Raw genomic sequence first — 12,553 nt, 5'->3', positions numbered from 1 at the left:
ACGCCTGAACCATCAGGCGTTTTGTCATTTCAGCTATTCCATTTTGTGATTCTACTAAAATTTTTTCAAACATATAAATAGAGTAACATGAATCACGAGGTGAGTTGATGAAGATAAGGACTCCAGTAATTGTCCCCTTTTTACTTGTGGCAGCAATTTTGTTTATTTCCGGCCTTCTAACCTCAGTTGGCAGCAAATATTTTACTTCCTCCTATGTAAGTCAATCCATAAAAAACTTCTCTCCAGAAAACTTTGTCTATTTAATGGGATTAGAATTTTCACAAGTACATGAAGTATTACCGGAAAAAAGTAAACCGCCGAAAATATCGACAGTTGTCTTTAATGCAGCTACCAATTTGAAGCCAGGTGATATTCGGAGCTTACTTGGCAGGGAACTGCCTGGATTTTACTCCTATGATGCGGAAATCTTTTTTGCTGGAAAAGGAGCCGATTATACAAATTTACCTGTTGAATCACCCATTCCACTAGAAGAAGCATTAAAAAATAATGAAATTAATGAAAAGAATGTTAAACCAGATGTTCCGAAAAAAAATAAAGTAAAACCTAATATAACGACAAACGGGAGAAAGGTTGTCTATATTTACCATACCCATAGTTATGAGTCGTTTAAACCACTTTTAAAAAACGGGGCTGATTCCAGTAACAATGAAAGAGTAAATGTTGTTGCTGTTGGAACAAAACTTACCGAAGAACTTGAAGAACGCGGGATTGGTGTGATGCACGATAAAACAAATATGGCGGAAGCACTTCATGCCAAAGGCTGGACTGCAAATGATGCATACACCTTATCTAGAAGTATGGTTGCATCAACTTTATCCAGAAATAAAGATATTACGAATATAATTGATATTCATAGAGATTCCCAACCACGAAAATTAACGACTACAAAAATTAATGGGGAGTCTTATGCTAAAATTTCTATTATTGTAGGAAAAGAAGTGAACAACTTTGAAAAAAATCGAAGCTTTGCTCTGAAGTTTGCTAAACAAATGGAGAAAAAATATCCAGGGATTATGCTTCATGGTGTAATGATCAAAGGGTATAATCAAGGAAATGGGAAATATAATCAAGATCTTGCTAAAAATGCGATGCTATTCGAAATCGGTGGTGTTGACAACAATCTCGATGAATTGTATCGTACAGCGGAAGCTATTGCGGACGTTTACAGCGAATTTTACTGGGAAGCGGAAAAGGTTTCTGCTGAGCAGAAATAATAGAATGCTGTACATCAAATAAGGACAAACTGAAATGGAAATAAGAAAGGAGATGGTGTTCATGACAAAAAAATTTAACAAAGGAAGTAAAAATCAAAACGCACCCCAATCACATGGCCAAGATCCTTTTAGCGGGGATAACAGTAAGGGAAATAAACGAAATAAAGGTAAGAACTCTAAAGGAGATTGAGAAAAGACAAACCGGTTTATTCGAATAACGGGTTCACTTGTTAGGTGCAAAACGCTAAATCACAAACATAATCACATAAATTTCACAACACAATTCACAGTATATTGCACAGTCAAAAAGGTGTAGGGATACAAATATCCCATGCCTTTTTTTTAATTTTACTAACCAGTTGTATAAGTTCAGTATATGCCCTAGCAAGTTTGAAAAATAAGCGGAGAAATTTCCCTTAAGATTAAGTCCATATAATTGTGTAAAAAGAAAAGAGTCATTTTAATCCCTCTTGGAAACAATGTTTTCAACGACGATAAACAATGAAAAGAGGAATATAGAATGACCCAATTACAGTTTAACCTAGATATGGATCTTTTAAAAGAATCTGTTTTGAATTCCAATATTGACGCAGTTATTAAATCAGCGATTGTTTTAGTTTTAAATGAGTACATGGAAAAGGAAAGAGATGATTATTTACATGCGGACGCTTATGAACGCTCTCCTGAACGTCTAGATTACCGCAATGGCTACTATGAAAGAGAACTAACCATGAGTATCGGTAAAATAAAACTAAGAGTGCCTAGAACTCGAAATGGGGAGTTTTCATCTTCCGTTTTTGAAAAATATTCTCTCGGTGCGACCAGGCTTTAGTTCTCTCTATGCTGGAGATGGTTATCAACGGGGTTTCTACCCGTAAGGTTACGCACATAGTAGAACAACTTTGTGGCGAAAATATCTCGAAGTCATTCGTTTCTTCCCTTACTCAGAAGCTTGATCCTATCGTCAATGATTGGGACAAACGGCCTTTAAATATAACATACTATCCATTTGTTTTTTTGGATGCAATGTATATAAAAGTAAGAGAACATAACCGTGTAGTCTCTAAAGCTGTTTATATTGCCACAGCTATTACGGATCACAAAAAGCGTGAAATACTTGGTCTAAGTGTAGATCACGCTGAAAGTTTTGAGAGTTGGAGCCATTTTTTTAAACAACTTAAATCACGAGGTCTTCAATCTCCAAAGTTAGTGATTTCAGATGCTCATCAAGGACTACAAAAAGCCATTCAACGAGAATTCATTGGAACTAGCTGGCAAAGGTGTAACGTACATTTTAAACGAAATATCATTGAAAGACTACCTAAAAAAGACTCCGCCGATATTCGAATGATGATAAAGCGTATTTTTGAAGCGGTCACTATCGAAGACACCCGGAAATGTAAAGAGGAGCTGATGGATCAGTTTGGTGAAAATTCTAAGTATAAACAGGCACTCTCTATTTTAGATGAAGGGTTCGAAGATACCATTCAATACATGGAGTACCCGGAAGATATACGATGTCACATTCGTAGTACAAATTCTCTTGAACGTTTAAACCAAGAAGTACGTCGAAGAGAAAGAGTTATCCGTATCTTTCCAAATACACAGTCTGCTTTTCGTTTAGTTGGAGCTGTTTTAATGCATTATCAAGAGACCGTATATTCAAAACAAAAATCTATTAAGAGATAGCTATGTTTCATTTTTAAGGTAACTTCCATTCTTGGATTATTCCATATCCAGTCAAGGCTATCAAAGGAAAACCACCTTTGACACCCTTGACTGGATATGGAGTAAAAGACGCATGGAAGTTTCGCTCAAAAAATGTAAAGGGGAAGGATTAACCCCAAATATCATAACAGGTTGAAAACATTGTATAAGGATTTTACACAATATTAAGGACTTGACTTCCCTTAATTAATAAATTTCACTGAAAATGACCTAATAGACGGAGAAATTCCGCCTATTGACTCGAAAAACGTAAAAATGAGTATTTTTTCTTTGCCTAACCGGAAAATCTCCGCTTATATCCCTGAACTAGGACTCTATTCTGTAGTTTAAGCGGAAAATCTCCGCTTATTAAATATCACTGGTTTCTTCAATTAAGGTAAGAAATCTAGTTAACCTCATTTGGATACATTTCAGGTAGCCTTCGCGAGGTAAAAATGCATCTGTGGGGTCTTCTAAGACCGCTAATCATGTAGGAATCTGTGTGCCCGGGAAATTTATCCATTAAAATTAAATCCAACAACCCCTGTAATCACAACATAATCCACATACTAAATCACAAAAAACTCACACACCTCCAATAATTATTTCATACTCCGTGCTTTTACTATGTGATTCAGGAAACAATTAACAATTAAAATTCACCAAAATGTTGATAAATCAGTAAAAAACGCACTGTGAATCATAGTGTGAATTCAAGTGCGTTTTCCTATGTGTTTTACAATGTTTGCACCTCAAAAGTGAACCCGTTCTTTATTCGAACCGGTTTGTTTTTTCGAAGTAATTATTTTCCTAATTGGAATTGCAATCCTCTTTGATAATAGGTTTCCATCACTTCCTTCGGGACCATACTCCCGCCTGTGCCCCAAGCAAGATGAACTGCATTTCGCATTTTTCCTAATACAAATTGGTCTTCCAAATACTTTAGTCCCGACCGATCATTAAATAGTCGAATCGGTCCGGCTACTCCCGCCAACGCCGAAGGTTCTAAATACATCCCCTCTGTATCGGCTAAAGTGCTAAGTAAAGCATATAAGTGTTCATCACTTACTGTATATACTCCGCTAATTAGATTTTCCAATGTTTTACCGACAAATCGTGATGGTCTTCCAACAGCGAGTCCATCCGCTGCTGTTACATTATCAATTCCAAATTCTTGTACTGATATATGATCATGCTGTTCTGTCATTAATCCTAGAAGCATGCAAGGAGAATGGGTCGGCTCAGCAAAAAAGCAGTGAACATGATCTTTAAATACTAATTTAAGCCCGAAAGCTACTCCGCCTGGTCCGCCCCCAACTCCACATGGAAGATAAACAAATAATGGATGCTCCTCATCCACTTTAATATCCATCTCGTCAAATTGTTCTTTTAATCGAAACGCTGCAACTGCATACCCTAAAAATAAAGTAGTCGAATTTTCATCATCAATAAAATAGCCGTTAGGATTTTGTTCTGCTTGCTTTCTCCCTTCTTCTACTGCTTTACTATAATCGGATGGATGTTCTACTACATTTACTCCTTTATTTCTTAACAGGTCTTTTTTCCATTGCTTCGCATCAGCAGACATATGTACGGTTACGCTAAATCCAAGCTTCGCACTCATGATCCCAATACTTAACCCTAAATTTCCTGTTGAGCCGACGACAATCGAGTATTGTGAATAAAATTTTCTAAACCTCTCACTATCAATCATAGAATAGTCATCTTTAAACGTTAGCATATTTGCTTCGATGGCGAGGTCTTCGGCATGTTTTAATACTTCGTATATTCCCCCTCTTGCTTTTATTGATCCTGATATGGCAAGATGACTATCACATTTGAGCAAAAGTCTTCCTTCCATTGTTTTTTTCATTTTACTTTCAAGCACTTTTTGCATATGAGGAATCTCGACAGTAGGCGATTCGATGATTCCATTCATTTCTTTTGTTTCAGGAAACACTTGCGCAATATAAGAAGAAAAACGTAGTAATCTTTGTTCTGCTTCTTTTACATCTTTTTCACTCAAGGATATATGTTTCATTGCTTCTTTAAATCTTCCGTATTTCGGATTTTTCCAAAATACTTCTTCGGTTGAAATCATTTGCTTAATTAAAGGATAGTTCTTTTTCCATTCTTCAACAGTTTTTCCTGCGATTCTTTCCATGTTATTCTCCTTTCATAATTCCCCTTTCAAGTAAAAAGTTTTTATTTTCATTCTACTTTAAGAATCAGTTTGGTACTATAAGATTAGGAATTATCTGAATTATATTTAGTTAGGCGGGGATCAAATTGAAAAAGTATTTGTTACCAATCTTTATTTTAATAATGAGCGTTTTGTATATTTTTTTCATCCCAGAACATCCAATGCTAATTAAGATTTTGTTCAAACTAGTTCCGATGTGGTTAATTATTAGCTATGCTTATTTACATCGCCCATCCACGTCCTCAAAAACCTATTGGACCATTATTTTTGGATTATTTTTCTGTATGCTTGGTGATGGAACTCTTCATTGGTTTATCGTTGGACTATCCGCTTTTCTTATTGGACACCTTTTTTATATGGGTGCTTTTTTTAGCAAATGGCGGTTTTCATGGCTCCGTTTCGTTTCCATTATTCCGATTGTTTGTTATTCCTTTTTCATGGGAAAGGAATTAATTACAGCAATTATTCAAAATGGAAATGCTTCACTTGTCATTCCTGTAATCTTCTATGTAATTGTTATTTCATTAATGACTTGGTCGGCAATCATGACCGGTAACATATGGGCGAGCATAGGAAGTATTTTATTCGTTCTTTCTGATTCCATCCTATCATGGAATATGTTTGTCGCAAGCATTCCATATTCAAATGTATTAATTATGACGACTTATTATTTGGCTCAATTTCTGATTGCACATAGTGCTCGATCCATTGTGTCTAGCACCCTGTATTTAGACAAAAAAATTGGGAGCACCATTTAATGTAATGTGCTCCCATCTCTTCTTATTCATATTTGATCTGATCTTCCGGTTCATATTCTAAACTTACGACTTTCCCATTTATAAGCAAGCTACAAAAGAAAAATCAAGTAGTTTTGTTTATGATTGTTTCGTGTCTAGCGGCTTTAAGTTTGCTTCAATTTGACTGCGTTTTTGTTCCAAAAATGGTGGTAATGCTAATCTTTCTCCTAAGTGCTCAATATCCTCATCTGTTGCAAAGCCTGGCCCATCCGTTGCAAGCTCAAACAAAATACCATTCGTCTCTCGATAGTATAAAGATTTGAAATAAAATCGATCTACAAATCCGGAGTTTGGCATTCTCTCCCCTTTTATTTTTTGAACCCATTCCTTTAATTCCTCTTCATTGTCCACCCGGAATGCAACGTGATGTACCCCTCCACGCCCCAATCTTTCTCTTGGCAAATCTGTTCTTTCCTCGATATGAACTTCGGCTCCTGTTCCACCTTCACCGGTTTCATAAACGAGAACATCTGGCTGGCCGTGAACCGCCGAAGGGTACTTTCCTTTTAGACTGAATCCCATTATGTCAGTAAGTACCTCTACAGTGGGTTCACTATTCGGAACGGTTAATTTTACGGGTCCTAATCCAATAATCCCATACTCATTTGGAATCGGACTTTTCCCCCAAGGAGTGCCGGCTGCCACGCCTTGATTATTTTCATCTGAAACAAGAATGAGTCGCTGCCCCTCAAAATCTTTAAATCGAAGGACTTTCCGATTAAAAACTTCTTCAATTTCTCTATGTTCGATCGCCAACTCTTCAAATCGATTTTTCCAAAATGCCAATGCTTGATTATTTTTTACACGTAATGATATTTCAGAAATACTATTATTTCCGTCATGATTCCTTGCCGCATGTGGGATTTCAAAAAAGGTGAGCTCTGTACCGGCATTACCTAGTTCATCACCGTAAAATAAATGATAAACCGAAACATCATCTTGATTTACAGTTTTTTTGATTAAGCGCATTCCAAGTGTTTTTGTATAGAAATAAAAATTATTTTGCGCATTTGCAGTAAATGCAGATACGTGATGGATTCCTTTTAGTTGCATAGTGTCCAACTCCTTTTGTACATATTTTATCTCTTATTTCCCCAAAAATAATTTCGTATATTAAATATCTTGAATTAAAGATAATTGATAAATTGGTTTCTGTCAATAAAATAAGGTAATTAATATTTGTAATTAAATTTTTTTGAAAAGGGGAATATGAACATATATGAAATTCAATAATTTTCAAATATAATAGAAAAATAATTAAAGAAAAGGGTCATTGTAAACTATTCTTAAGATTCTTGAAAAAAGGACGAAAACGATGATTAATAATCTGTATAAACGCTTAAAGCTTTCACCTCCAAAAATATTAATCCTTGGTTTTGTTGTAATTATATTCATTGGTTGTTTGCTTCTTCAATTACCTATCGCTACCCAGGATGGGAAGGGGTTAAGCTGGATTAATGCCTTATTTACAGCAACTTCTGCAACATGTGTTACAGGTCTCGTTGTTGTTGATACTGGAACAACCTTTACTGTATTTGGACAAATGACTGTGTTGGCCTTAATTCAAATTGGGGGACTTGGGTTTATGACCTTTGCGACTTTATTCGCCCTGTTAATTGGAAGAAAGATCTCTTTGAAGGAACGATTATTGTTACAGGAAGCATTAAATGTTGTTTCTACTCAGGGGGTAGTCCGACTAGTTAAAACAGTCCTTTTCTTTACGCTAATTACGGAAGGGCTAGGAGCAATTTTATTAAGTATCCGTTTTTCATTTGATATGCCCCTTGCAAAAGCGATATATTTCGGAGTTTTTCATTCCATTTCTAACTTTAATAATGCAGGCTTTGATTTAATGGGCGGATTCCGGAGTTTAACAGGATACGTATCAGACCCTGTTGTAACTTTGGTGATCTCCTCATTAATTATTCTAGGAGGAATTGGCTTTATTGTTGTTCATGATTTCCTTGAACATAAATCCTTCCGTAGATTTTCGTTACATAGTAAAGTGGTACTTTGCACGACCGGAGCTTTAGTATTATTTGGGACAATGTTTATTTTCTTATTAGAATATAGTAATCCTAAGACACTACAACCGCTTTCTTCCAGTGGAAAAATCCTTGCTTCCCTTTTCCAATCAGTTACAGCTAGAACGGCGGGGGCAAATACAGTGAACATCCCTGATTTAACTGATTCCACGATATTTTTACTTATTATCTTAATGTTTATTGGTGCTTCTCCAGGCTCAACGGGTGGCGGAATTAAAACGACAACCTTTGTTACGTTATTAGGAGCAGCTTGGGCACAAATGAGAGGGAAGGAAGATGTCGTTTTCTTTCGCCAACGCTTAGTTCCCACGATGATTTATAAGGCAATCACTGTAGCATTAATTGGTTTTACAGTCGTTGTGATCGTCACGATGCTTCTTTCGATAACTGAAACAGAGAAAAACTTCGAGGTTATCTTATTTGAAGCAACCTCGGCCTTTGGAACGGTTGGACTATCAATGGGGCTTACTCCGGAGCTTTCCATACTAGGGAAAATTATTATTTCAATAACGATGTTTATTGGCCGATTAGGTCCACTAACAATTGCTATTGCCTTAACACATAAACAAACTAAAGAACTTTATCGTTATCCAAAGGGAAGATTTATGATTGGGTAATGAAACCATTCCGGGAGAAGTTTTCTCTCGGAATGGTTTATTTATACATGTCGGTGAAGTTTACAATTTTCGAAGATACCTTTGACTAAAAAAACTTTGTTTAGGCTACTATGTGAATGTCAATTCCAGATGTTAATCGCATTATTTCATTTACGATGGAGCCTTTTGTTATTTCCTCAAACCGTGACCTTGCTGATTGACCTAAAATAATTTGAGTAATATTGTATTTTTTTGAGATATCTGTTATTACTTTTGCAATCTTTTTATTGGTCATTTCTTCTACAATAAATTGTGCATTGAATTCTAGTGCCAACTGTTCCCATACGAGTATGTTTTTCCTCTCCTTACTATTCATGATGTCCATGCTTTTATAGGTTCCATGAAAAATATAGAGAGCTGATTTTAAACGACTGGCGATACGCCATCCTCTTCTAATAAGCTTTTCTGCATTTAGATCATTCTGAATGCAAACTAAAATTTTTTCACTTGTTCCATGGGGAATGAAATTTTCCTTTTCAGCTTTTTCATCTACATCATTAGCGACTTCACGTAGTGACAATTCTCTTAATGCTGATAAATTCCATTTAGTAAAAAAGTTTTGCAGTGCCTGGTCAATCTTATTGGCCGTATAAATCTTTCCCTCTTTCAAACGCTTTTGTAATAATTCGGGCGTCACATCGACAAGGATTACCTCATGAGCAGAATTTAAAATAAAATCAGGAATTCGTTCTCTCACTTGAACCCCTGTTATTTGTTGAACAATATCATGTAAACTTTCTAAATGCTGAATATTCACGGCGGAGATAACGTTTATCCCGTAAGTTAGAATCTCCTGAACGTCTGCATATCGTTTTTCATTAGAAGAACCCGGAACATTTGTATGTGCTAGTTCGTCAATGATGACGACATCAGGGTTTCTTTCAATAATTTTTTCTAGGTTTAGCTCTTTAAAGATTTTACCCTTATATGAAATGTCCTTTAATGGCACTATTTCAAGGTTCTGAATAAGTTTCTCAGTTTCATGACGATTATGTGTTTCGATGAAACCAATCACTACATCAATTCCTTCATTTCTTAAGTCATGAGCTTCAAGGAGCATTCGATAGGTTTTCCCAACTCCAGGTGCAGAGCCAATATATAACTTTAATTTACCTTTGTTTAATCGTTCAATTTCCTGAAGAATTTCCTCGGGGGTTTTTCTTCTAAAACTAAAATTATCGCTTACAAACATTTTAATCACCCCAAAGACCAAAGTTTAGATTACCATAAAATGTCTACTCTTCATGCTCCAGTAAATCCATCAATGCTAGGTTAAGTGTTAATACATTAATTCTGGGTTCTCCAAATAGTCCTAAGGACCTTTTTTCTTTATACTGATTAATTAATAGATGAAGTTTTTCCTCAGAAATTCCAGTTTCTTTTGTAACTCGGGAAATCTGAAATTCAGCCGCCTTAATAGAAATTTCCGGGTCAAGTCCTGATCCTGAATTCGTAATCAAATCCAATGGAATATCGCTTGTTTTTATTCCAGGATTTTCTCCTTTTAAGGTTTCAATCGATTCTTTTACTCGTTTGAGTAAGTCTTTATTGGATGGTGCATAATTAGTAGAACCACTAGCAGCTCCATCATTTTGAATCGATGATATTCTTCCGTGAAAATACTGCTTCGATGTAAATTGTTGTGCAATTAATTCAGAACCTATTATATTATCTTCATCATATACTAGACTTCCCTTTGCTTGCTTCGGAAAAATTAGTTGAGCCGCAGCTGTTGTCACTAATGGATAAATTAACCCACATAGCAAAATGAACAATAAACAAAGACGTACCATTTTCATTTAATTACACTCCTTTATTTTTGAAGGCTCTTTTCCAAGAGCCGTTCAAATTGAATGCCTCGCTTTTAAGATATGATACCAATCGTCAGATCAATTAACTTTATACCGATAAACGGTGTAAAAATTCCACCAACCCCGAAAATTAGTAAATTTCGTGTTAATAGTTTACTAGCTTTCATCGGAACATACTTAACTCCTTTCATAGCTAAAGGAATTAAAAGTGGAATGATAATCGCATTGAATATTAACGCCGAAAGAATGGCCGATGTTGGTGAAGCTAATTTCATAATGTTTAACACGTCCATATTCGGAATCGCAATCATAAACATCGCGGGGATAATGGCAAAGTACTTTGCAATATCATTCGCAATACTAAATGTCGTCAATGCCCCCCTAGTCATTAATAATTGTTTACCAATCGAAACAATTTCAATGACTTTCGTTGGATCAGAGTCAAGATCAACCATATTGGCTGCTTCCTTCGCAGCAATCGTCCCACTATTCATCGCTAGTCCAACATCTGCTTGGGCAAGTGCAGGTGCATCATTGGTCCCATCACCTGTCATAGCTACTAGCTTCCCTTGTTGCTGTTCTTCTTTTATGACACGTATTTTATCTTCAGGCTTTGATTCTGCAATAAACTCATCAACTCCCGCTTCTTTTGCAATAGTTTTGGCAGTTAATGGATTATCACCCGTGCACATAATCGTTTTGATTCCCATTTTTCTTAGTTCAGCAAATCTTTCTTTCATCCCTGGCTTCACCGTATCTTTTAAATAAATTAACCCTAAGATTTGTTGATCTTTTGCAACTGCTAACGGAGTTCCACCTTTTAAAGCAATTTCATTATTTTTATTATCTAAATCAGAAGGGATACTTCCTCCCTTTTGTAAAATCCATTTTTTGATGGCATCCACTGAACCTTTTCTAATTTGTTCCCCCGTTTTCAAATTCACTCCGCTCATTCGCGTATCAGCTTTAAATTCAATCCATTCACACTCATCCAAATCGAGATTCTTTTTTGGAATGGATAATTTATTCATTAAATGAATAACTGATTTCCCTTCGGGCGTATCATCCCTTAATGAACTAATCTCAGAAATTTGGGCAACCTCTTTCATTGTTGTTAGGCCAACAGGTATAAATTCACTCGCCATTCGATTTCCATATGTGATCGTTCCAGTTTTATCTAAAATAATCGTATTTATATCTCCTGCAGCTTCAACTGCCTTTCCTGACATCGCTAAAATATTAAATCGCGTCACACGATCCATACCTGCGATACCGATCGCTGATAATAATGCACCAATTGTAGTTGGAATTAAACAAACGAGTAAAGCAACCAATGTTGAAATAGATAGATTGATTCCAACATAGTGAGCAATTGGATACAACGTTGCGACAACTAAGAGAAAAATAATCGTTAACGTAATTAATAAAATATTGAGGGCAATTTCATTAGGTGTTTTTTGTCTTTTTGCCCCTTCTACTAGGGAAATCATTTTATCTAAAAATGATTCACCAGGGTTTGATTGGATTTTAATAATAATCCAATCACTAATTACTCTTGTTCCACCTGTAACCGAGTTAAAGTCCCCGCCAGCTTCCTTAATGACTGGTGCTGACTCCCCTGTAATAGCGGATTCATCAATAGAAGCCAAACCTTCTATAATCTCTCCATCACCGGGGATTAAATCTCCCGCTTCAACTAAAACAAGATCTCCTTTTTTTAAATCGGATGATGAAATATTCTTTATACTTTCATCCTTTTGCAATAATTTTGCCATCGTGTCTTTCTTTGTTTTCTTTAAGCTATCAGCATGTGCCTTACCTCTTCCTTCCGCAAGTGCTTCTGCAAAATTTGCAAACAGGATGGTGAAAGATAAAATTATAAAAACAGCTAAATTATAAAAATAGGATTCTTGTATATGAAAATAAGATGGAAAACATAACGTCATTAATACAATGAAAGTTCCTATTTCAACGACAAACATTACTGGATTTTTCATCATGTAGCTTGGATGAAGCTTTATAAAGCTTGCTTTTATCGCTTTTGTCATCGTTTCTTTCGATAACAGGCTTTTACTGTTATTTGACATTTGAAACACCCC

Annotated in this window: 9 protein-coding genes and 1 pseudogene; 5 read left to right on the top strand and 5 right to left on the bottom strand. The window is 35.8% G+C overall.

Translation table 11 applies throughout. From position 1 onward, the window contains the following. Nucleotides 1–107 precede the first annotated feature (107 nt). From spoIIP to I5776_RS05100, 3 genes and pseudogenes are all read left to right on the top strand, one after another. Nucleotides 108–1,235 carry a stage II sporulation protein P gene (spoIIP, locus tag I5776_RS05105; protein WP_202779272.1) on the top strand — a complete coding sequence of 376 codons (1,128 nt, stop codon included), beginning with the start codon at nucleotides 108–110 and terminating at the stop codon, nucleotides 1,233–1,235. Between the two features lie 61 nt (nucleotides 1,236–1,296). Beyond that, nucleotides 1,297–1,425 (top strand): hypothetical protein, encoded by a 129-nt coding sequence (locus I5776_RS21565; protein WP_281397290.1) that lies wholly within the window; start codon nucleotides 1,297–1,299, stop codon nucleotides 1,423–1,425. A gap of 330 nt (nucleotides 1,426–1,755) precedes the next feature. After that, nucleotides 1,756–2,924 (top strand): annotated as a pseudogene (locus I5776_RS05100) (IS256 family transposase). Between the two features lie 820 nt (nucleotides 2,925–3,744). Here the strand turns inward: I5776_RS05100 and dsdA are convergent. Beyond that, nucleotides 3,745–5,106 (bottom strand): D-serine ammonia-lyase, encoded by a 1,362-nt coding sequence (gene dsdA / locus I5776_RS05095; RefSeq protein WP_202779271.1) that lies wholly within the window; start codon nucleotides 5,104–5,106, stop codon nucleotides 3,745–3,747. Between the two features lie 200 nt (nucleotides 5,107–5,306). On the opposite strand from dsdA, the gene I5776_RS05090 reads away from it, so the two are divergent. Next, entirely contained in the window at nucleotides 5,307–5,903 is a 597-nt protein-coding gene (locus tag I5776_RS05090; RefSeq protein ID WP_425490336.1) for a lysoplasmalogenase, read from the top strand. A 117-nt stretch (nucleotides 5,904–6,020) separates the two neighbouring features. Here the strand turns inward: I5776_RS05090 and I5776_RS05085 are convergent, their stop codons facing one another. Next, nucleotides 6,021–6,995, bottom strand: coding sequence for a ring-cleaving dioxygenase (locus tag I5776_RS05085; RefSeq protein WP_202779270.1), 975 nt, complete (start codon nucleotides 6,993–6,995; stop codon nucleotides 6,021–6,023). 262 nt (nucleotides 6,996–7,257) lie between these two features. On the opposite strand from I5776_RS05085, the gene I5776_RS05080 reads away from it, so the two are divergent. Then, complete coding sequence (locus I5776_RS05080) at nucleotides 7,258–8,604, top strand: TrkH family potassium uptake protein (RefSeq protein WP_108071988.1); 1,347 nt, start codon at nucleotides 7,258–7,260, stop codon at nucleotides 8,602–8,604. Nucleotides 8,605–8,704: 100 nt separating this feature from the next. Here I5776_RS05080 and kdpDN read toward each other — a convergent pair whose 3' ends face one another. The 3 genes from kdpDN to kdpB all read right to left on the bottom strand — a co-directional run bounded on the left by kdpDN (nucleotide 8,705) and on the right by kdpB (nucleotide 12,541). Beyond that, nucleotides 8,705–9,835: a KdpD-like non-kinase potassium sensor gene (gene kdpDN / locus I5776_RS05075; RefSeq protein ID WP_108071986.1), complete on the bottom strand. Its 1,131-nt coding sequence runs from the start codon at nucleotides 9,833–9,835 to the stop codon at nucleotides 8,705–8,707. 43 nt (nucleotides 9,836–9,878) lie between these two features. After that, the gene (gene kdpC, locus I5776_RS05070; protein ID WP_202779269.1) at nucleotides 9,879–10,442 is read right to left on the bottom strand and encodes a potassium-transporting ATPase subunit KdpC; all 564 of its coding nucleotides are present in this window, start codon (nucleotides 10,440–10,442) and stop codon (nucleotides 9,879–9,881) included. A 65-nt stretch (nucleotides 10,443–10,507) separates the two neighbouring features. After that, nucleotides 10,508–12,541 (bottom strand): potassium-transporting ATPase subunit KdpB, encoded by a 2,034-nt coding sequence (kdpB, locus tag I5776_RS05065; RefSeq protein WP_202779268.1) that lies wholly within the window; start codon nucleotides 12,539–12,541, stop codon nucleotides 10,508–10,510. Between the last annotated feature and the right edge of the window lie 12 nt (nucleotides 12,542–12,553).

This window comes from Heyndrickxia vini, from assembly GCF_016772275.1.
Classification (GTDB): domain Bacteria; phylum Bacillota; class Bacilli; order Bacillales; family Bacillaceae_C; genus Heyndrickxia; species Heyndrickxia vini.
This window is presented reverse-complemented; position numbering and strand designations above follow the sequence as displayed.

What these genes read in the sequence shown, in the direction of transcription:
- spoIIP (WP_202779272.1), top strand. Translation starts at nt 108, where the DNA reads ATGAAGATAAGGACTCCAGTAATTGTCCCCTTTTTACTTGTGGCAGCA.
- I5776_RS05090 (WP_425490336.1), top strand. Translation starts at nt 5,307, where the DNA reads ATGCTAATTAAGATTTTGTTCAAACTAGTTCCGATGTGGTTAATTATT.
- kdpDN (WP_108071986.1), bottom strand. Translation starts at nt 9,835, where the DNA reads ATGTTTGTAAGCGATAATTTTAGTTTTAGAAGAAAAACCCCCGAGGAA.
- I5776_RS21565 (WP_281397290.1), top strand. Translation starts at nt 1,297, where the DNA reads ATGACAAAAAAATTTAACAAAGGAAGTAAAAATCAAAACGCACCCCAA.
- I5776_RS05080 (WP_108071988.1), top strand. Translation starts at nt 7,258, where the DNA reads ATGATTAATAATCTGTATAAACGCTTAAAGCTTTCACCTCCAAAAATA.
- dsdA (WP_202779271.1), bottom strand. Translation starts at nt 5,106, where the DNA reads ATGGAAAGAATCGCAGGAAAAACTGTTGAAGAATGGAAAAAGAACTAT.
- kdpC (WP_202779269.1), bottom strand. Translation starts at nt 10,442, where the DNA reads ATGAAAATGGTACGTCTTTGTTTATTGTTCATTTTGCTATGTGGGTTA.
- I5776_RS05085 (WP_202779270.1), bottom strand. Translation starts at nt 6,995, where the DNA reads ATGCAACTAAAAGGAATCCATCACGTATCTGCATTTACTGCAAATGCG.
- kdpB (WP_202779268.1), bottom strand. Translation starts at nt 12,541, where the DNA reads ATGTCAAATAACAGTAAAAGCCTGTTATCGAAAGAAACGATGACAAAA.